Here is a 20,510-nt window from a genome sequence, read left to right on the forward strand (position 1 = left end):
TCTGCCTCTTCTCCAAAAAATATTTGGGTCGCATTTTTGAAGGCTACTAGGAAATCCATTGAAAATGCAGGTTCAACTTTTTCGAAGGAAATCATGGGGGATCCCAAGTTGGTCACTGAAATCTTAATTGATTTTTAGTTTTAGGTATATCCACCTAATAAATTGCATTAGTCTACTTCGGCCATGTCGTCTGGCTTGCATACTGCTTGCTGCGCTTTCTTTGCACTGTTGACCTTATCAATGAAATATCTAAGCCAATCCGCTACTGACATACCCCACAAAACCTCTCGTCATTACTGGATGAAAGGGATGCGCGGTGCCTTTTCGCTGCCGACGTTTATTCTTGCAATGGCATTTATCGGTTTTGCCAGTTTGGCGCGGGAGAATGATCTTTCTCTGTCACAAACAGCATTGATGACGGGTTTGGTTTGGGCGCTTCCAAGCATTGTGGTGCTGACTGAGTCGCTTGCAAGCAATGCCTCTCTTTTCACCACCGCCATTGCTGTTGCGCTGGCCTCTGTTCGCCTCCTCCCAATGACTGTGGCTTTGATGCCCATTATGCGGGAGAAGGGAAAAACGAAAACGTGGCATGCTTTGCTTCTGTCTCATTTTGTTGCAGTCACCGCATGGGTTTATGCCATGACGCATTTGCCCGATATGCCCCGTCATGGACGCGCAGCGTTTTTCGGGGGCTTTGCAGTAACTGTTTCCTCGACGGTATTCTTGGTGACTATTGTCGCCTATTGGTCTTTCCCGCAAATACCGTTCATGCTGGCCGGCGGGCTGGTGCTGTTGACGCCAATTTACTTCCTCATGTCCATGTGGAGTGCTTCACGGTTGGGATCGGATAAGCTTGCCATGCTTATGGGCTTGGTGCTTGGCCCTGCGTTTCACCTTTACTCAGAGACCTTGGGGCTGCTTCTTACGGGATTAATTGGGGGAACTGCAGCCTACGGGATATTTTACTGGCGCAGCAAAAGGGAAACCAAATGATAGCGGAGACGTCCCAGCTATGGTGGTGGCCCTACCTTATCATTGTTGTGGCCGGATGGCTGGCAACGGATGTGTGGCGCTGGCTCGGTGTATTTGCTGCGGGGCGTCTGCACGAAGAATCTCAAGTATTCCTATGGGTGCGTGCGGTGGCAACTGCCTTGATCGCAGGCATTATTGCCCGTCTTATTCTCTTTCCAACAGGGGTACTTTCGGAAGCGCCCATGCTGGTGCGTATAGTCGCGGCGGCGCTCGGATTTCTTGCTTTCAATATATCAGGGGGGCGCTTGCTGGTAGGGATCGTTACAGCTGAAACGACACTTCTGGCGGGCTGGTATTTCCTTGGTTGATTTTAGAGTAAGGCCATGCTCACCAGACTCGGGGAGCATGGCTAAACAGAGGCGGTTATCAGCCTTTCAGAGCAATACGAATTTTCTCGGCATGTTCTGCTAGTACTGCATTGTCTGCCATCTTGCCTGTGTGTGGGCGCAGCTCAACGCCTTTGTGGCGTGGCATCACATGCACATGGGTATGAAACACCACTTGCCCGCCTGCCGGCTCGCTAAACTGGGTCAGCGTTGTTCCGTCTGCATCAAAAGCCTTTACCAAGGCAAGTGCCATCTTTTTGGCGGTCTTGATAACAGCGGCAAGGTCGTCTTCACCAATGTCTAAAATGTTACGGGAAGGGGCTTTGGGTAAAACCAGCAAGTGGCCATCTGCCCTAGGCATAATGTCCATGATGACTACTGTTTTGTCATCTTCATACACCTTGTGGGATGGCATTTCCTCCCGCAGGATTTTGGCAAAAATATTGTTACTGTCGTAGGCTGGTGTGGACATGGTCCCTCCTCAATTTTCCGCCAATCAGGACTCGTAGTACCTGTCAGAATCACGCTATACAATCTACAGCGATCTCAGGGTTCTGGATAAGAGGCCTATGTAGTTTTTGCAAGAATGTCCACCGTTTGCAGTTGGATATTGCCAATGAAAAATTGGCTCACATGGATGTCTGATATGCGTACTTCATGTTGTAATATATTTGAAAGTTTACTTTAACTTGGTGTTTGTTGATTTGTTATATCAATGAGTTATGCGATTTATTTAACTTGAAGTGTCAACTGGAGCGCAGTTCTTGAAAGGGGAGTGCCCTTCAAGAACTGTCTTGTCCCGCTCCACCATATTGCGCTCTTCGTCCAGATAGTGCTCAACCGCGCTCCGCAGTCCGGGGTGTTCTATCCAGTGGGCCGAATAGGTGGTGGACGGCAGGTATCCACGCGCCAGTTTATGCGCACCTTGCGCGCCCGCTTCAACGCGCTGCAGCCCTCTGGAAAGGGCGAACTCTATGGCTTGATAATAACAAATCTCAAAGTGTAAACAGGGGTGATCTTCGATGCAGCCCCAGTTACGTCCGTAAAGTGTTTTGGATCCGATCATGTTCAAGGCACCGGCAATATAACGTCCCTCGCGCTTTGCCATGATGAGCAGGGTTGAGGCTGCCATACGTTCGCTGAGTAGAGAGAAGAACTCTCGGGTTAAGTATGGCGTGCCCCACTTCCTGTGCCCAGTGTCTATATAAAAGCCATAGAACGCATCCCAGTGGGCCTCTGTAAGCTCGGGGCCCGTTAACCACTCCACTTCAATTCCAGCGCTCAGCGCCTCTTTTCTTTCTTTTTTGATGGCCTTTCGTTTGCGAGCCGAAAGAGCCTTCAAAAAATCCTCAAAGGATGTGTATTTCGCATTTTGCCAATGGAACTGTTGGTCGGTACGTTTCAGAAGGCCTAAATCCCCAAGCGCATGCCATTGCGCTTTAGGCAGGAAAGTAAAATGCACCGATGAAGAGCCGGTGTGTTGGCACAGGCCCGTCAGCCCGCGAAGCAGAAGAGAGATGGCTTCTTGTTGCTCGATGTTCGGACCGATCAGAAGTCTTGGGCCGGTTACTGGTGTAAAGGGCACACTGCACTGAACTTTAGGATAGTAGGAGCCCCCTGCGCTGTAAATGGCCTCTGCCCAAGCGTGGTCGAAAACATACTCCCCCTGACTGTGTAGTTTCAGGTATGTGGGAACGGCGGCTAGTAACTGATCGCCGTCCTCAAGCAGCAGGTGATTTGGAATCCAGCCAGTTTCCTCTCCCGTACAGCGGCTATCTTCGAGCGCACTGAGAAACTCATAGGAGACAAAGGGGTTAAATTCCGCGGTGTCCTGTGAAGCCTGTCCCCCTTGGAATATGGGGCACGCGGCGTTCTCCAGAATCCAGCCGGGATTTGCAAGGGCGTTCCATTGCGTCTTGGAGATTTGGCTGAGCGAGCTTACGGTTCTAAGGCTAAGAGATTGGGCGCCTTGCATTTTATTCCTGACAAATTACCAAATGGCACCGGCTCTGGGGGTCAAAGCCGGTGATCCTTGCACCAAGATTACTGAAAATCCTCGGGAAATAAAGGGATCAAGCCTGTTTTAGTGATGCACCCGTAGTGTCAGCTATGTCCGGATCAAACCCCTCAAAGACGATTTGGTCTGCGTAAAGAAGGGCAAGCTGTTGCTGCTGTGGTGATTTCACCGTCCAGGAGATGATGGGGAGTTGGCGCCAGCGCCTCATATACCGCGCGATAGGAACAGGAAGCCCCTCAAGTCTATAGGAAATGAAATCAGGTTGCGTCCTGACCATATGCAGCAGGCGCGGCACTGCGAACTGCTGTATTTTATTCATTTCCTTCTTTTGTTCCCTATCCAGATTTCCAGCCAGTGCTCCCCGGAAAATTTGTGGCTGCTGGTGTTTAAACAAACGCAGCATATGCGGGTCAAATGACTTGACTGCAATAGGCCCTTTATAGCGAGAAAGCGTCTTTCCCACTTTTGTCAAATAGCCATCTTGATAGTCACCCCTGAAGAGCGATTTTAATTCAATAACCAGTGGTACTGAGCCATTCACAATCTCAAGAAGCTCATCCAGTGTCCACATGGGATCACTAGATCCGCGCATCTTCAATTTGCGTAGGTCCGCCAGATTGGTTTGCACGACTTCTCCAGCCCCCTCGGTCAGGCGCTCCAAAGCCTCATCATGAAAAACAATAGCTTCTTCATCGTTTGTCTGCTGCAGGTCAACTTCAATTGAGAAATTGCGGGAGATGGCTGCTTTGACGGCTTGAGACGTATTCTCAACACAGCCAGCCTCTTTATTGTGCAATCCACGGTGGGCAATTGGACGGCTGGTTAACCAGGGGAGATCGCGCATTCTGCTTTCCTGAGGTCTTAGGGTCTATGGCAGGACACATGTTGTGCCTCATCATTATGGACAAGAGGCTAGCACAACATGTGTTTCAAAATTATATACTATTGAACTTCGAAGATTGCTTCGATCTCAACAGCGGCTCCAAAGGGCAGGGCTCCTGCACTTACTGCGGAGCGGGCGTGTCTGCCACTTTCCCCCATTGCTTCTACAAGAAAATCAGAGGCTCCGTTGATCACTTTTGGTTGACTTCCGAAATCGCCCTCAGAGTTCACAAAACCGACAATCTTGATAAGACGGACCACTTTTGAAAGGTCGCCCACGGCGGCTTTTGCTTGGGCAAGTAAGCCGATAGCACACAGTTTGGCAGCTTCTGCCCCGTCTTCTTCGCTCAAGTCCGAACCGACTTTACCGGTGAAGGCAATCTTGCCATCACGCATGGGGAGTTGACCGGAAATGAACAACTGGTTTCCTGTGCGAACGAAAGGAACATAATTGGCCGCGGGCGCTGCGGCCTCTGGCAAAGAAATACCCATCTCGCTCAAACGTGTTTCGACTGTGGTCGTCATCAACTCTGATCCTTCTAACTCTCGATTTTCTTCGCTGCCTCTGGAGCTTTTTAAACAGAGCAGACCTTTGCAAAAATAATCCGGTAAACGCAAGCCCTATGGGAAGCAAGGGAAATTCCCTCAATGTATATTCGGAAAATTTACCAGTATATACCTTCCGGCATAAAGGGGTTTGCACTTGGTTTGCTATTTGGGCAGTCTGGTTCGGTAATACTGGTTGTAAAAGAAGATAAAAAAACCAGAAGTCCTTGGAGTCTTGATGCCCAATCTCGTTCACCTTTCCCATTCCCTCATATTCATTGCAGGTACCTGTATCGCGGTTCCCTCAGCACCTGCGGCGGAGAGTGTGGAGTTGACCTCCCACAGAGCCGTTTATGATATGCAGCTGATTGGAGCCGACGACAGTTCTGGTATTTTGGATGTGAATGGAAGAATGGTCTACGAGTTGACGGGGAATACCTGCCGTGGCCACTCGGTATCTGTTCGCTTTATGCTGCAAATTGAAGGCGATGGAGGGGAGGCTCAGCTGACGGATTTGCAATCCACTACCTTTGAGGGGGCCAATGGAGAAGTCTTCCGCTTTGCAAACCGCACTTATATCAATGATGAGCTTGCAGAGGAGATAGAAGGAGCTGCCGCAGAACGGCAAGGGGCTATCAATGTGAATCTGGAGCAGCCCCGTCAGGAAACACTACAAATTGACGGGGAAACTTTATTTCCGACCGAACATCTTTCTCAAATCATCCATGCGGCGCGGCGGGGAGAAAGCTTCCTGCTTGCCAGTGTGTTTGATGGCAGCGAGAGCGGGGATACCGTTTTTGATACAACCGCTTTGATTGGTAAAAGCTTTGATATTATTCCAAGGGACTATGGCTCTTCGGAGCAGGCTATATCGGGAATTGGGTCAACAACGGCGTGGCCGGTTACGGTTTCCTACTTCAAGCAGGAAAATGCCAATCACGAGAGTGAGCAGACGCCAGATTATCAACTCGAGTTTGTCCTTCACGAAAATGGCGCATCCCATGATTTGGTGCTCAATTATGGGGCTTTTGAGATTTTTGGACGCCTTGTCCATTTTGAGCATCTACCGGAAGTACCTTGCAGTTGAGCCGGTCAGGCTTGGTTTTCCAGCTGCGCGACAACAAAGTCAGCCCTCTCTTCCAGCCCGCTCAAAGGAAGCTCAATTATCTCGTAGCCTAGTTGCCTGTAGGTTTTCTCCATAGCCTTTTTTGTGTCTACAGCTTCTTTCCAAGTTTGTTTACGTTCGTCATCTTGAGTGTAAATAACCTCCCAGCTGGGAGCTAGGAATACGCGTTTGTTATATGGGAATAGTCTTGCTGCTTGCCAGATATGATCGGGAACAGGTAAGCCGCAGATCCTTAGAAAACCGATTGTGTCGGGAATGCCGCGGTCCATTACAACGAACCCTGTCATGGTCAGGGCTTGGTGATAGGAACGCAATTCCCAACCAAGCATAAGTTCCGCAAATAAGGAAGGGTTGCTCCACGGTAGAGCATGTCCGTTGATTTTTATCTGATCACGTATGATCGAGCGCCCCGCTTCCGGCATGCTATAAATGCCCCGTTGCCCTAAAGTTTTAATCAAGCTGGTTTTTCCCGAACCGGGACCTCTGGTGACGACAACCATATGGTCACACATACTGCCATCCTTTCTATATTATGGACAATTATTGGGGAGTTCTGGGAGGGGCTCAACCCGCGACTCTCAAACAGCTTTTAAAAGAGCATAGGCATAGTTCAAGCCGTTTGACCGCTGTTCCTTATCTCTTCTTGGAGCGCTTTGAGAATATTGTAATTTCACAGTGGTTGAGCAGTGGGATTATTTGTACTTTTGATCTTTTGCGGAAAGCCCAATGCCGCGCAGTACAGAAGAATCTCCGAACTTTTCACGCAAGGAATCCATCGCCCGTTCAGCCTTCGCCTGCCTGAAGGCCTTCTCATCCACCAGATCGACGGGGTCGGCAAGCTCATCACTACACAGGTCCCCAATTCCGATGCCGATAAGGCGAAACCGTTGTTTACCATCCAGAACGTTTTCCAAAAGGCGGTTCCCCACTTTAAATATTCTATCGGCGAGCTGGGTTGGGCTTTCCAGATGCTTGGAGCGTGTGATGCTTTTAAAATTTTCGTTTTTTAGTTTTAACGTTACTGAGCGCCCCGCAAGGTTAGCGGACTTAGCGCGGTGAGAGACTTTGTCACTCAGCTGCCACAGGACTTTTCGGAGCTCCTCATAGGAGGACAGGTCCTGATTAAAAGTAATTTCATTACTGATACTTTTGGCACGTTGTGGCAAGACGACCGAACGCTCATCTTCGCCCTGACATAGCTTGGAAAGACGAAGACCCATGGCGCCATATTTTTTTGCCAGATCCAGAGGATCCCGTTTTTGCAGTTCACCTACAGTCTTAATTCCGTCTGCCGCCAGTTTCTTTTGCATGACAGCCCCCACGCCCCAGATGATTTTTGTGGACTGGCTTGCAAGAAAGCTCTTGGCTTCCCCGGCACCGATCACGGAAAAACCACGTGGCTTGTCCAGATCGGAGGCGATTTTTGCCAAAAACTTATTGGCGGCCAGCCCAACGGAGACGCTGATGCCAATTTCCCGCTCAACGTCCCTGACAAACTTCACAAGAACCTCGGCGGGCGTTGCCATGTGAAGACGCTCTGTCCCGCCAAGATCTAGGAAGGCCTCATCAATAGAAAGTGGTTCCACCAAAGGCGTAAGCGCCTGCATGCGTTTTCTAATGTCTTTGCCAATGGAGGCGTAAAGCGACATTCGAGGTGTGATGACGACCGCTTGCGGACATGCTTCCAACGCCTTGAACATGGGCATTGCAGAGTGCACGCCGTACATGCGGGCAATATAACAGCAGGTTGCGACCACACCGCGCTTTCCCCCGCCAATTATTACCGGCTTGTCCTGTAGTGAAGGGTCGTCTCGTTTTTCGACAGAGGCATAAAATGCATCGCAGTCGATATGAGCAATATGCAACTCATCCAGTTCTTCATGCTGGAGCAGGCGCGGACTGCCACACTTGGGACAGCGTGAATGACTGGTGTTTTCTCTGTGCGAACAGTCGCGGCATAAGAGCCTATGGTTTTGTGGATCTGAAAAATCCAAAATGGGACCAGCTTGCACAAAATGTCCCTCCCGGTGCTGCCTGAAATCTAGCGCAAAAGCCCATGAATAAAATCACCGGCCTCAAGCCAACAATTGCTTTTCAAAGTTGTTTGAGAAAGTGTGATACTCCCTTCGAAAAATCTGGAGTCAGCAATGAAGTGAATTAGGTGCACATGGGGCGCATGCTTGTTTACTGATGTCATATTCAAAGGACTATCATCCACGAATACAGTGGTTTGGTGTGACCTGTTTGCACAAAGCGCGGCGACAGCTGGGCCTTTGGGGCCGTGATTGAATACCATCGGATAATTGATCCCGTAGGATTGCAGTAGCCGTGTCCGCTTGGGGTGGTTCTCAAGGCCCGGTAGATTAGTGAGAATTACTATCTGATAGTTCTGGGAGAGCCTTTCAAGTTGCTCCACCGCATGGGTAACCGGTTCCTGAGATTCTACATGCGCTTTAAAGAAGTCGTCAATCAAGCGGCGAATACGATCACGCGAGACATCCGCGCCGGTGGACAGTTCGATCAAATTCCCTTCAAATGCATAAACATGTTCCTTGAAGCCAATGTCTTGCTCATTTGCGAAGGCTTCGATTTGCGGAATGAACTGAAGAAGGACTTCATCCACATCACAAATCAACAAGGGGCGATCTTCAAAAGGCACCTGTTTGATTTGCTGAAGGGCGTATGCGCTGGGCTGCAGGAATTTAGTCATGGGGATGCTTGGCCTTATCCAACTCGAAACGGGCAGCGGCAATCATTGTGGGGCGAATCCCCTGCATTTGTGTAAAGGTCAAAAGAAGTTGCTCGTCTGCCATAAAAAATTCCAGAACTCCGGCTAGAAACTCCGGCTCTTGTGCGTAGCTGCGAAGATCTTGAGGACCAATTCCGGCCAGAGAAAGGAAGCGCCCCAATGCTTCAATGTCTTGGGCAAGGAAGCTAAGTGCGTTCACTGCAAGTTCTTCCGCACTTTCGTGGGTGATGGAGGCTGGTTTCCCCTCAAACATTGGCATTTGCCTTTCGGAAACGAATCTTGATTAACTTAGTCTTTGCAAATTAATGCAAGATAATGACTAAGGCTACTTTTTGCAAAAGGGATCCTTTCCCACTCTTTGGGGGAAGGTCAATGTTTTACAGCGGGAATTAACTGGAAATGCAAAAGACCGTGCTGATTGTTGAAGATAATGAACTCAACATGAAGCTCTTTAATGATCTGTTAGAAGCGCATGGTTATGCTACTTTGAAGTCACGAAACGGCATTGAAGCGCTTGATCTTGCCCGCAGCCATACTCCTGACCTGATTCTGATGGACATCCAGCTACCGGAAGTCTCCGGTCTTGAAGTCACCAAATGGATAAAAGAGGACGAGGCTTTAAAAAATATCCCCATTATTGCGGTCACAGCATTTGCAATGAAGGGAGATGAGGAGCGTATTCGTCAAGGAGGCTGCGAAGCCTATATTTCCAAGCCTATCTCTGTCGGAAAGTTTCTGCAAACGGTACGTTCTTTTCTCGAGGAGCCTGCCTAACAATCCTCTTGCGATGGAGATCGCATGACAGGGCGTATACTGGTCGTCGATGATATCGAGGCAAATGTCAAACTGCTGTCTGCGCGTCTGTCTGCCGAATATTTTGAGGTCGAAGCCGCCTCCAATGGATACTCCGCTTTATCGGCAATAGAGAAGAAACCGTTCGATGTCATCCTCTTGGATGTGATGATGCCTAATATCAGCGGTTTCGATATTTGCAAACGCATAAAGGCTGATAAGCACACGCGTCACATACCTGTTGTTCTCATTACTGCTTTGAAAAGCCGGACCGATAGGATCAAAGGGCTGGAAGCAGGTGCAGATGATTTTCTTACCAAGCCTGTTGATGATGTCGAGTTGGTCACAAGGGTGAAAAATCTCATCCGGTTGAAGCGGGGCATGGATGAGCTTCGCATGCGGGCCCGTAATGATAGCGAGCTGACCATGCTTGAGGATCTGGAAGGCACTGAACCTGATGGAATAAACAGCACCATTCTTTATGTGGACGATGATCCGCACCGCTCACAGGTACTTAGTAAAATGCTGGAGGAAGATTCCATCGTCATTTGCGAGAAGAATGCTGCGCGTGCTCTTTTCACAATTATTGAAAGACTTCCAGAGCTGATTATTATTAATAGCGGTCTTAGTGATTATGATCCTTTCCGGTTGGTGGCACACCTAAGGTCTCAAGAAAGAACCCGCCACATACCCATCATCCTTATTTCGGCAGGCATGGAGCGCAAGCGGCTTTTGAAAGCAATGGAGTTAGGGGTGAATGATTTTGTGCAAACACCGATTGATACTGCTGAATTAAAACTCCGCTCCCGAGCCCAGATCAAAAGTAAACGGACGGCTGACCGGTTGTTGTTTGCTATGCAGCAAACCATTGAAATGGCAATTACTGATGCACTCACCGGCCTTTATAATCGCCGGTTTTTCGAGCACAGAATTAAAAGCTATATTGCTCACGCTATTAATGAGGCTCACCCGCTGGCGCTGATGATGCTCGATATTGATCACTTCAAGCAGGTTAACGATACGTATGGCCATGATGCGGGGGATCAGGTTCTGGTTGAGTTTGCCCGCAGGCTGAAGTCTGGTGTGAGGGGGCTGGATCTGGTTTGTCGTTTGGGCGGTGAGGAGTTTGTTGTTGTAACGCCAGAATCTGACCTTCAAATGACGCAGGACGTTGCGGAAAGGTTAAGGGAATCTATTGCTGATAAACCTTTTTTTGATAGTGGCAGCGGACAATCTATGAATATCACCACCAGCATAGGGTTGACCGTTTTATCTACTGTCGATGAAAGAGGGGATATACTCTTGAAGCGAGCGGATGAAGCGCTTTATGAAGCCAAACGACAGGGGCGCAATCGCGTTATTACAGTTAAAGTTGATCAGTAATTTACTAAGGGAGAAGTTTTACTGGGTGGAAATTAATAATAAAATTAAAAAAAGAGACAAAAATATGCGAATTACCTGTGAATATATTGTAAATCCAGTTGTATTTCAGGAGCGCATTCACCTTACAGCTTTACTAAAGTCGTAATTGTTGCAATGTTGCTAGACAACATCGTTGATGAATTTAATTGCAAACTTGGCTCATAAAATAATCATATTGATTTTTAACGGGCAACTGCTCTTGAAAGCCAAGTTACTGCAGTCAGTTTAAATGCCCTACGGAGAGCTCAGGTCCGCCGCATCTCCTGGGTCCGTGGGGTTGGTCGGTGAGGAAATGGGTTCAGAGTGGCCTCCTCGAATCATCCGCTTCTCACCGACCACCACTTTCCAAAAATCAATTCCCATGGGTTCTCAGTAATCTTCCAGACGGGCTGCAAGCCTGTAGCGAATTTCGAATATCGCTTTACCCAATAAAAAAGGCGCCTAAAGCGCCTTCTTTCAAAAATTTTGAAAAGAAACTTATTTGATTTTTGTTTCTTTGAAATCAACGTGTTTTTTAACAACTGGGTCGTACTTACGCTTGACCATTTTTTCGGTCATTGTACGGGAGTTCTTTTTTGTTACGTAAAAGAAACCAGTGTCTGCAGTGGACTGCAGTTTGATTTTAATAGTGGTCGCCTTGGCCATGGCTCAGGGTCCTGTCAGTTGTCGGCCTTACATGGCCGGTTGCTTCATCAAACTTGAAGGCTTCTTGCCAGAAGACCCTCGTCTTCTCAAGTACCCGTTCAAGCGATACCTCGGAAATTTAGCGGCACACTACTGATCACAGTGGTAAAGTCAAGATCAGTTCTCAACATCCAATGGACTTGAGGGCTCAAATCACATGAATTCTTATCTAAGAACACAGGAAAATGAAAAATGCCGCTTTCGCAACGCTCACTTTAGAGTTCCTTGCGCACAAAACCAACACCGCGCCAGTAATAAAATGGAACCGGTGTATCTGGATTTAGGTCTGGATCAATGCAAAGGCGTTGTTGCAACTCTTCGATGATTGTAAGAGTAATCCTTGGCAAATCCAAAGCCTTACAGCCTTCTAGGCTAAGCCATTGTAATTCTTCCAGCTCACCCGTGGGTCCGGTCCCCTCTGGCAGTTGGTCTGCAATTTCATCGGCCCAAACGCTGAGAAACCTTGTATCATAGCGACGAGGGCGCATTGGCGGTGTGATCGCCCTTGCTATAAAGCGCATAGGGGCGAGGGACGGCACAATGCTGCGTTCTTCGAATGCTCTAAACCCTTCGCCAAGAGGCGGTATAGGGCCTTGATCCTGTGACTTTCCAATAAAGAGGCCGGCTTCCTCATAGGTTTCACGAATAGCAGCCATTGCAAATGCGCGTACACGGGCAGCTGTAGGAGAGTTTTTGGGATGCTTGGCCAGCTTTTCTTCCACTTTGGGGTCATAGGGGGTGAGCGGTTGGATTCGCGAATCACTCGTATCCACCCTGCCACCAGGGAAAACAAACTTCCCGGGCATGAATTTGTGACCCATATGACGCTTTCCCATTAGGACATGGGGTTCACCCGTATTCCGTCGATCGAGAATGAGCAGGGTAGCAGCATCTTGTGGACGCAGGGCTTTGCGGTTTGGCGAAGAATTGTCGGCTGCGATATCTTTGGGACTGTTGTGCTTCATTTATCGTCTTACTGGTAGTGCGCAGATGAGCCTGACACGTACTCATCTTCCTCATTAAAGCTGGCATCAAAGCCATACATGCGCAGAGCCCACTGTAACCCGACCATTGCGCCCTTGATGGGGCGTAACAGGGCCAGTGCCATAATTATTGTCAAGGGGATCCAGAGAGCCATATGTAGCCAAATGGGCGGGAACCAGGACATCTCTACGGAAAGGGCCATGCCCACCACAATATGCCCAACGATAAAAATGGTGAAATAAGGCGGAGCATCATCGGCGCGGTGATGAAACAGCTCCTCACCGCATTTGGAGCATTCAGGGGATACCGTGAGATATCCCTTGAACATTTTACCAGAGCCGCACGCGGGACACTTGCACAGGCCCCCCCTGATCATAGCTGGGCTAATTTCTCGGGCTGGCGGTGTCATGCGATCGCTTGTGCTGCTCATTTGCTCTACCGTTTCTTGCGGGACTTTGATTTCCTCAGTCCCTGAGGTTTATCACCTCTCCTCGATCTTTTGGAGCGCGTAGGACTTGCAATTTTTCCTAGCGCATCTCCTCTGTCTTTGCCCTTGGTAAGCATTTCAAAGCGCAGAGCACCAGCAAAAGGCGCTGCCTCCGCTAGCCGCACATCGACAGAATCACCCAGTTGGAACGTTTCTCCGGTAGCTCGTCCAACCAAGGCGTGGGCTGATTCTTCGTATGCGTAATAATCCTTACCAATGGTTGAGGCAGGAATAAACCCATCAGCACCAGTATCGTTAAGGCGTACAAACAGTCCGGACTTGGTTACACCGGCAATACGTCCGGCAAACTCAGCGCCAATTCTATCGCAAAGCCAAAGGGCTATGAGGCGGTCGATAGTCTCGCGCTCCGCCAGCATGGCGCGACGTTCTGCCGCAGATATTTCTCCTGCAATTGCTTCCAGATTCTCTTCAAATCCATAGGGAAGGCCGTCATCGCCAAAGCCACACGCTGAAATCAGAGCTCTATGAACGATCAGGTCAGCGTAGCGGCGAATAGGGGACGTGAAGTGCGCGTACCGGCGTAGGTTCAGGCCAAAATGGCCGATATTCTCCGGATGGTACTCTGCTTGTGCTTGTGAGCGTAGCACCACTTCATTAACCATGGTTTCATTGGCAGTGTCCTTGACAGTTTCAAGGATATTATTGAAAACCGAGGCTCTCAACCCGCCCTGATGTGGCAGCTTTATGGAGAGGTTGGCCAGAAAGTCCCGCAGGGTTTTCAGCTTTTCCGGTGTAGATGCATCGTGCACGCGGTAAAGCAGGGCGGTCTTCTTCTTCTCCAGCGTTTCCGCGGCTGCCACATTGGCCTGAATCATAAACTCTTCAATGAGTTTATGAGCATCCAGCCGCTCCGGCACAATTACCCGATCAACGGTGCCGTCGTCTTTCAATTTAATTTTGCGCTCTGGAATATTCAGCTCCAGTGGGCCGCGCTTGTTCCGCCCGCGCTTGAGGACTTCATAGGCAGCCCAAAGTGGCTTGAGAACGCCTTCCAGAAGTACCTCTGTTTTTTCATCAGTTACCCCTTCGATAGCCTTTTGTGCCTGCTGGTAAGAAAGCTTGGCAGCAGAGCGCATGATGATACGGTGGAACGTGTGGGAGCGCTTTTTTCCGTCAGAGCCGAACACCATGCGCACAGCCATGGAAGGCCTGTCTTCTTTTTCACGCAAGGAGCACAGGTTGTTGGAAATCTGCTCGGGCAGCATGGGGATGACGCGGTCCGGGAAATAGACGGAATTTCCGCGTAGTACGGCTTCCTTGTCCATTGCGCTACCCGGCCTCACATAGGCTGCCACATCGGCAATGGCCACATAAACCACATGGCCGCCAACGTTCTCTGGGTCATCATCAGCTTCCGCAAACACCGCATCGTCATGGTCCTTGGCGTCCGCCGGATCAATGGTCAGCAGCGGTATGTCACGCCAGTCCTCCCGCTTTCCAACGGTTACAGGCTTGGCGTTTTCAGATTCTGCCAGAACAGCCTCTGGAAAGTCCTTTGGAATATTATGGGAGAACAGGGCAATTTCAGAAACGGCCTTTTCCGAGTTCATGGAGCCGATTCGCTCAACGATCTTGGCACGCGCTGTGTTAAAGCGGCCGCTTTTGGAAACTTCGGCGCGAACCAGATCCCCGTCTGCCGCATCCATCATCTCAAGCGGATTGACATCCACCTCGTTCTGCTTGCGGTCAACAGGCTCCAGATGAGCGGCCTTTGTTTCCGGATCTATTCGCAAAATTCCGACAATGGCACCGGACTGTTTATCCAGTCTGCGGATCACACGCGCCGTACGGTTAGCTTCTTCCCCCGGATCCTGATCGGCAAGTTTAATGAGGACGCGATCGCCCAGTCCCGCTGGAATTTTCTCTTTCCCGCGTATCTTGGAGGGTAAGATCAAAATCTTTGGCGCGGGGCCAAATTCATTATCCCAGCTCACGGGCTGGGCAATCATTTCCCCATCACGGCTGCGCTGGTTGATGGTGGCAACAAATACGGAAGGAAGGTCGCCCGGGCGCATCATTGCCTTGCGGCTACCGGCAATAAGTCCTTCGGAAATCAGGTCTTTCAGCATCTGCTTCAGGGCGATGCGGGCGGAGCCTTTAATTCCAAAGTGTCTGGAAATTTCTCTTTTTCCGGCATTTCCCGGATTTTGGGAGATAAATGCAAGGATTTCATCGCGGGAGGGCAGTTTTGCCTCTCCCTTGCTTTTCGGCATAGCGAGCTTTTTTCGGCTCAAAGTCTCTCTCGGTGCAGCCATAAGCTGCTTCTATGGCCATCAAGGCCGGGTTAAACTAGCTGACCGTTGCTTTCTTGGAGTTTACAAGGGCAACAGCATCGTCAAAGGAAACTGTTTTTGGGTCCGTACCTTTTGGCAGGGAGATAAAGGTTTTATCCCATTTCAGGCGAATACCAAGGCGGCCGCTATCCCGCAGGCTCATGTGCCCGCCCTCCGGGTGATCCCCGAAGTCCTTAAGTGCTTCCTTGGAAGCACTCTTGGCTTTAGCGGATGATTTCTTGGCGGTGGCCTTTTTAGGAGCTGCCTTCTTCTTTCCGCCTTTGGAGGCTGCTTTCGCATTCACCAGTTCAATGGCCTGCTCCAGTGTCACGGTTTCAGGCTCGTTTCCTTTGGGAAGCGTGGCATTGACTTTTTCCCACTTCACATAGGGGCCGTAACGTCCGGCGTAAACGCCAATTGCGCCGCCGTCCGGGTGGTCTCCCAGCTCTTTGAGAGGCTTGGCAGCAGCGCGTCTTCCGCCGCCTTTGGCCCTCTTTTCGGCCAACAGGGAAACTGCACGGTTGATGCCCACTGAAAAGACTTCTTCTGGATTTTCCAGATTGGCATAGGTGCCATCGTGAAGAACGAAAGGTCCATAGCGGCCAAGCCCTGCGGAAATGGGCTTCTGGTCTTCAGGGTGCAGGCCCACTTCGCGTGGCAGGGATAAAAGCTGTAGCGCTTTTTCAAAAGTCAGCTCGGATGCCTGCCAGCCACGGGGTAGGGAAGAACGCTTGGGCTTTGCTTCCTCGCCCAGTTGCACATAGGGACCAAAGCGACCAGTGCGCATAGAAACCTCAAGACCGGTTTCAGGGTCAACTCCTAGAACTTGCGGTCCATCACTTACTGCAGCAGCTTCACCTTCGCTGCCCGATGTGAGTTGACGGGTATAATCACAGTGCGGTGGGTCCTCATTCGGAATTTTACCGCTGTTCTTGTCTTTGTTGTAGTTGGAACAGCCAACAAAGGCACCGTAACGGCTCACTTTCAGGGAAAGGCGACCTGTTTCGCATTTAGGGCATTTGCGCGGGTCAGATCCGTCTTCCTTATCAGGGAATACATGAGCACGCAGAATATCGTTAAGAGCGTCAAGCACTTCCGTGTTGGAACGTTTGACGACTTCACTGCAAATTTCGTTGAATGGTTCCCAGAAAAGGCGCAAAACTTCCTTCCATTCCAGTTCACCCGCAGAAATTTTATCCAGCTGATCCTCAAGGGATGCGGTAAAGTCATACTCCACATAGCGATCAAAGAAGCCTTCGAGGAAAGCTGTCACCAAGCGGCCTTTGTCTTGCGGGATCAGGCGCTTTTTGTCCAGATCCACATACTCGCGGTCCCGCAGGGTCTGCAAAGTCGCCGCATAGGTGGAAGGTCGGCCAATTCCCAGCTCTTCCATCTTCTTAACCAGAGTTGCCTCGGTAAAGCGGGGAGGGGGCTCGGTGAAATGCTGATTGGCTTCAATGCCCTTGCGCCCCAGCTTATCGCCTTGACTCATGGCTGGAAGGCGTTTGCTCTCTTCGTCGTCCTCGTCATCCCTGCCTTCTTGGTAAAGAGCAAGGAAGCCATCGAAGCGTATGACAGAACCGGATGCACGAAGAGCCGCCTTATCACCGCCGTTCAGGGCGTCAATGTCGATGGTGGTGCGCTCTAAAACCGCTGAGGCCATCTGGGAGGCAATGGTTCGTTTCCAGATCAGCTCATAAAGGCGGGCTTCATCAGGATCGAGGAACTTGGCCATATCTTTGGGATGGCGTGTCAAATCTGTCGGACGAATCGCCTCGTGCGCTTCTTGGGCGTTCTTGGCTTTGGAAGAATAAAAACGGGGTTTCTCTGGTACATATTCATCACCAAAGCGCTTGCCGATGACAGAGCGGCAGCTGTGAATGGCTTCTTGTGCAATCTGCACCCCATCCGTACGCATATAGGTAATCAGGCCGGTTGTTTCACCGCCCAGATTGGCGCCTTCATAAAGCTTTTGCGCAATCTGCATGGTGCGTGCGGCGGCAAAGCCACATTTACGCGAGGCTTCCTGCTGCAAGGTAGACGTGGTGAACGGTGCGTACGGGTTACGCTTTTGCGGTTTGGATTCAACGCTTGCAACCGAGAAGGAGGCCACCTCCAGCATGGTTTTCAGCTTTAGGGCTTCCGCTTCCGAATTAATATCCAGACGGCCAAATTTCTTGCCATTGAAGGCTGTCAGTCGTGCCTGTACTCCCGCTTCCGACGGAGTGGTCAGGTTTGCAAGAATAGACCAGTATTCTTGAGAGATAAACTTTTCAATTTCGCCTTCCCGCTCGCACACAAGGCGCAGGGCAACCGATTGAACGCGGCCTGCGGAACGGGCCCCGGGCAATTTGCGCCACAAAACAGGTGAAAGGGTGAAACCAACCAGATAATCCAGGGCGCGGCGGGCAAGGTATGCATCCACCAGCGGCTCGTCCAGATCTCTTGGGTTTTTCATTGCTTCCAAAATCGAGCTTTTGGTAATGGCGTTGAAAACCACGCGCTCGATCTTTTTGTCTTTCAAGAGACGGCGCTTTTTCAAAACTTCCAGCACATGCCAAGAAATGGCTTCCCCTTCGCGGTCGGGGTCGGTTGCCAGAATCACGCGGTCAGATTCTTTAACGGCGTTTGCGATGTCTGAAAGGCGCTTCTGGGACTTTGAATCTGTGGACCATGACATTTTAAAATCATCATCGGGTAACACCGAACCATCTTTGGCGGGCAAATCGCGCACATGGCCGTATGAGGCCAGAACCTTATAGTCCTTGCCAAGGTATTTGTTGATGGTTTTGGCCTTCGCCGGTGATTCCACAATAACGATATTCATCGATACCCAAACTCTCGCGAGCAACTGTCTTTGAAATTTCAAGTTCACAAACTGTGAACTCATGAGTCGATCCTTGAACATCAAGGATCACGTTGCGGCTGTCAAATGGCCTTTTCACAGGCGCAGGTCAAGAGAGGAAAATGAATTCCTGAAAAATGAAACCATTGAATTCTCAAAATCCCTAGCAATTTTGCAACCTAAACAAATGGAGGAGTCCTCTACGCATTAAGTTGAATGGAAATTACTCTGTATTTTTACGAAAAGGTATTTTTTACGAAGGGTTAATCGGATGAAACATACCACACCCCAAGAGCTTGAGAGTGACATGGAACGCAAGGCTTTTGCTGAATATTGCGGAGAAATGTGTCATGAATTGGCACAAATGGCCGACGAGAATAACTTTCCCTTTCTCTCCTATATGTTAGAGATCACGGAAAAAGAAACCGAGAACATCTGCTCTCGACCCCCTAAAATTGATCATTAAATTAATTAGTATGACATTTCCCCATTAGGGTAAACCTGCAATTCCACTAGGTTTTTTCGGGTTTCCCTTTTCTGGGGATTTAATGAAGAAGCGAGACCTGATTGCCGCGGTGGCGTTCAAGTCGCCCGGCAAGTTCAAATTCAAGAAGAATAAACTGCAGATTTTTCAATGGGATCTGTGTAAAACGATGAAGTTCGTCCAGCTCGCAAGGGGTCTGGTTCAAAGCTTGAAGAACACGTATCCGGTCATTTTCGCAGGGAGACTGTATGCTCGGGCCAGTCTCATTTGACGGGGTAAGGTGAAAACCGGGTTGCTCTGGATCCAGATCTTCACGAAGGGGCAACTGGGGGCTGGTCAACGGACCAAGCGTTTTTAATATGTCCTCGGTTTCTGTAACCAGCATGGCCCCTTGCTGAATCAGCCTGTTTGCACCTGCTGAACGGGGATCAAGAGGCGAGCCCGGCACGGCGAACACTTCCCGGTTTTGTTCAAGCGCGAAGCGCACAGTGTGTAAACTTCCAGACTTTAACGCGGCCTCTACCACAATGACGCCCAAAGAGATGCCAGAGATCAAGCGGTTGCGTCTTGGAAAGTCTCCCGCTCTTGGTTTGCGGTGGAGAGGCATTTCAGTCAAGGCGCAGCCATTGTTTGCCAGCATATCCTCATAGAGGCCTTTGTTCTCAAGGGGGTAGATGACATCTATTCCACCTGCGAAAACACCAATTGTGCCGGAATGAAGACTGGCTTGATGAGCTGCTCTATCAATTCCCCGTGCCAGACCGGAGACGATTGAATACCCTTCCTCACACAGTTCACCCGCGAGCTTTCGCGCGATTTTTTGCCCAGATAAAGAGCAGTTGCGAGCTCCAATAATAGCAATTGTCTTTTGCTCGTGGGTGACAGGGGCGCCATGAATAGTCAAAAGAGGCGGGGGGGAGTCTATGTGTATTAAGTGGGGCGGATAGTCAGCCTCTCCCATGGCCACCAGCCGGGCACCGCCAGCCTCAACCCTGTCGAGCTCTTCCTCGGCCTTTTGCTGCGGATAGGGGACATAGGATTTACGTCCCCCACGCGCGCAAACTTCAGGAAGGGCATCAAGGGCATGTCTGGCCGAGCCGTAATGGTTCAGGAGTTCGCGAAATGTCCTTGGGCCAACATTTTCACAGCGGATAAGTTGAAGCCACGCAAGTTTCTGGACCCTTGAAAGCTGGTGTCCTTTGCTTCGCGTGGCTTGGGTCATCAGCTCTTGTTCCCGATTTTACTTTCTGTTCCCTTAAGAAGTCTGCTGATATTTTCATGGTGCTTGACCCACAAAATGATGCTCATAAGCCCCATGGCCTGTCCTATCTGGGGGAGGCCAACGGCCCACAATACCAATGGTATGACCAGCGAGGTCACCAAGGCAGATAGGGAAGAGTATTTTGTGAGAAAAGCCACTAAAGCCCAAAGTACTATGAAAACCAGTCCGGCAGGCCAGTAAAACCCGAAAAGGACACCCAGATAGGTTGCCACACCCTTGCCGCCCTTAAACTTGAGCCAAACAGGGAAAAGGTGGCCGATGAATGCGCCAAAACCGGCAATAACTGCCATATCTATGCCCACATAGGCATAGGTAAGCACGACAGCAAAAGTGCCCTTGAGTGCGTCGCCAAGCAATGTGAGCGCAGCAAGGCTTTTCTTGCCTGTACGCAGCACATTGGTGGTACCAATATTTCCAGAGCCGATAGAGCGAATATCGCCCTGACCGGCTACCTTGGTAATCAGGAGACCGAACGGAATTGAACCCAGCGCGTAGCCAAAGGCCAGTGCCAGTAGATAGTAGGGCAGGTCATAGGACCAGCTGATGGGGTCCGGCACG

General features: G+C 50.0%; 21 protein-coding genes. 6 read left to right on the top strand and 15 right to left on the bottom strand.

Annotation, left to right across the window (positions count from 1 at the left end; translation table 11 throughout):
- Positions 1-300: 300 nt before the first annotated feature.
- Positions 301-993 (top strand): AzlC family ABC transporter permease, encoded by a 693-nt coding sequence (locus P6574_RS06145; RefSeq protein WP_310619494.1) that lies wholly within the window; start codon positions 301-303, stop codon positions 991-993.
- Positions 990-1,340 (top strand): AzlD domain-containing protein, encoded by a 351-nt coding sequence (locus P6574_RS06150; protein ID WP_310619495.1) that lies wholly within the window; start codon positions 990-992, stop codon positions 1,338-1,340. Before P6574_RS06145 ends, P6574_RS06150 begins: the two co-directional genes overlap by 4 nt.
- Before the next feature lie 58 nt (positions 1,341-1,398).
- Here the strand turns inward: P6574_RS06150 and P6574_RS06155 are convergent, their stop codons facing one another.
- From P6574_RS06155 to P6574_RS06170, 4 genes are all read right to left on the bottom strand, one after another.
- Positions 1,399-1,830, bottom strand: a complete 432-nt coding sequence (locus P6574_RS06155) for an HIT family protein (protein WP_310619496.1) — start codon at positions 1,828-1,830, stop codon at positions 1,399-1,401.
- Positions 1,831-2,091: 261 nt separating this feature from the next.
- Positions 2,092-3,333: a GNAT family N-acetyltransferase gene (locus P6574_RS06160; protein ID WP_310619497.1), complete on the bottom strand. Its 1,242-nt coding sequence runs from the start codon at positions 3,331-3,333 to the stop codon at positions 2,092-2,094.
- 97 nt (positions 3,334-3,430) lie between these two features.
- The gene (locus tag P6574_RS06165; RefSeq protein WP_310619498.1) at positions 3,431-4,219 is read right to left on the bottom strand and encodes a glycerophosphodiester phosphodiesterase family protein; all 789 of its coding nucleotides are present in this window, start codon (positions 4,217-4,219) and stop codon (positions 3,431-3,433) included.
- Positions 4,220-4,317: 98 nt separating this feature from the next.
- Complete coding sequence (locus P6574_RS06170; protein ID WP_310619499.1) at positions 4,318-4,782, bottom strand: RidA family protein; 465 nt, start codon at positions 4,780-4,782, stop codon at positions 4,318-4,320.
- Positions 4,783-5,041: 259 nt separating this feature from the next.
- On the opposite strand from P6574_RS06170, the gene P6574_RS06175 reads away from it, so the two are divergent.
- The gene (locus P6574_RS06175; protein WP_310619500.1) at positions 5,042-5,890 is read left to right on the top strand and encodes a cell envelope integrity EipB family protein; all 849 of its coding nucleotides are present in this window, start codon (positions 5,042-5,044) and stop codon (positions 5,888-5,890) included.
- Between the two features lie 5 nt (positions 5,891-5,895).
- Here the strand turns inward: P6574_RS06175 and P6574_RS06180 are convergent, their stop codons facing one another.
- The 4 genes from P6574_RS06180 to P6574_RS06195 all read right to left on the bottom strand — a co-directional run bounded on the left by P6574_RS06180 (position 5,896) and on the right by P6574_RS06195 (position 8,931).
- Complete coding sequence (locus P6574_RS06180) at positions 5,896-6,441, bottom strand: AAA family ATPase (RefSeq protein WP_310619501.1); 546 nt, start codon at positions 6,439-6,441, stop codon at positions 5,896-5,898.
- Positions 6,442-6,621: 180 nt separating this feature from the next.
- Positions 6,622-7,941, bottom strand: a complete 1,320-nt coding sequence (locus P6574_RS06185) for a DNA polymerase IV (RefSeq protein WP_310619502.1) — start codon at positions 7,939-7,941, stop codon at positions 6,622-6,624.
- 29 nt (positions 7,942-7,970) lie between these two features.
- Complete coding sequence (locus P6574_RS06190) at positions 7,971-8,639, bottom strand: hypothetical protein (RefSeq protein WP_310619503.1); 669 nt, start codon at positions 8,637-8,639, stop codon at positions 7,971-7,973.
- Positions 8,632-8,931, bottom strand: coding sequence for a DUF3572 domain-containing protein (locus P6574_RS06195; protein WP_310619504.1), 300 nt, complete (start codon positions 8,929-8,931; stop codon positions 8,632-8,634). The genes P6574_RS06190 and P6574_RS06195 overlap by 8 nt, the downstream gene beginning before the upstream one ends.
- Before the next feature lie 146 nt (positions 8,932-9,077).
- Here P6574_RS06195 and P6574_RS06200 point away from each other — a divergent pair, with 146 nt between their 5' ends.
- Positions 9,078-9,452 carry a response regulator gene (locus tag P6574_RS06200; protein WP_310619505.1) on the top strand — a complete coding sequence of 125 codons (375 nt, stop codon included), beginning with the start codon at positions 9,078-9,080 and terminating at the stop codon, positions 9,450-9,452.
- A gap of 24 nt (positions 9,453-9,476) precedes the next feature.
- Positions 9,477-10,853: a PleD family two-component system response regulator gene (locus tag P6574_RS06205; protein ID WP_310619506.1), complete on the top strand. Its 1,377-nt coding sequence runs from the start codon at positions 9,477-9,479 to the stop codon at positions 10,851-10,853.
- A 516-nt stretch (positions 10,854-11,369) separates the two neighbouring features.
- Here P6574_RS06205 and rpmG read toward each other — a convergent pair.
- From rpmG to topA, 5 genes are all read right to left on the bottom strand, one after another.
- Positions 11,370-11,537 (bottom strand): 50S ribosomal protein L33, encoded by a 168-nt coding sequence (rpmG, locus tag P6574_RS06210; RefSeq protein WP_310619507.1) that lies wholly within the window; start codon positions 11,535-11,537, stop codon positions 11,370-11,372.
- Positions 11,538-11,791: 254 nt separating this feature from the next.
- Positions 11,792-12,541: an NUDIX hydrolase gene (locus P6574_RS06215; RefSeq protein WP_310619508.1), complete on the bottom strand. Its 750-nt coding sequence runs from the start codon at positions 12,539-12,541 to the stop codon at positions 11,792-11,794.
- 8 nt (positions 12,542-12,549) lie between these two features.
- Entirely contained in the window at positions 12,550-12,990 is a 441-nt protein-coding gene (locus P6574_RS06220) for a DUF983 domain-containing protein (protein ID WP_310619509.1), read from the bottom strand.
- A gap of 5 nt (positions 12,991-12,995) precedes the next feature.
- Positions 12,996-15,323 (bottom strand): ribonuclease R, encoded by a 2,328-nt coding sequence (gene rnr, locus P6574_RS06225; protein ID WP_405048075.1) that lies wholly within the window; start codon positions 15,321-15,323, stop codon positions 12,996-12,998.
- Between the two features lie 34 nt (positions 15,324-15,357).
- Positions 15,358-18,168, bottom strand: coding sequence for a type I DNA topoisomerase (topA, locus tag P6574_RS06230; protein WP_310619510.1), 2,811 nt, complete (start codon positions 18,166-18,168; stop codon positions 15,358-15,360).
- A gap of 289 nt (positions 18,169-18,457) precedes the next feature.
- Between topA and P6574_RS06235 the strand changes: the two genes are divergently transcribed.
- Complete coding sequence (locus P6574_RS06235) at positions 18,458-18,652, top strand: hypothetical protein (RefSeq protein ID WP_310619511.1); 195 nt, start codon at positions 18,458-18,460, stop codon at positions 18,650-18,652.
- Between the two features lie 79 nt (positions 18,653-18,731).
- Here the strand turns inward: P6574_RS06235 and dprA are convergent, their stop codons facing one another.
- Complete coding sequence (dprA, locus tag P6574_RS06240; RefSeq protein WP_310619512.1) at positions 18,732-19,892, bottom strand: DNA-processing protein DprA; 1,161 nt, start codon at positions 19,890-19,892, stop codon at positions 18,732-18,734.
- On the bottom strand, positions 19,892-20,509 hold the full coding sequence (gene plsY / locus P6574_RS06245) for a glycerol-3-phosphate 1-O-acyltransferase PlsY (RefSeq protein ID WP_310619513.1): 618 nt from the start codon (positions 20,507-20,509) through the stop codon (positions 19,892-19,894). Before plsY ends, dprA begins: the two co-directional genes overlap by 1 nt.
- Position 20,510 lies beyond the last annotated feature (1 nt).

The sequence above is a fragment of the Pseudovibrio sp. M1P-2-3 genome, assembly GCF_031501865.1.
Taxonomy (GTDB): domain Bacteria; phylum Pseudomonadota; class Alphaproteobacteria; order Rhizobiales; family Stappiaceae; genus Pseudovibrio; species Pseudovibrio corallicola.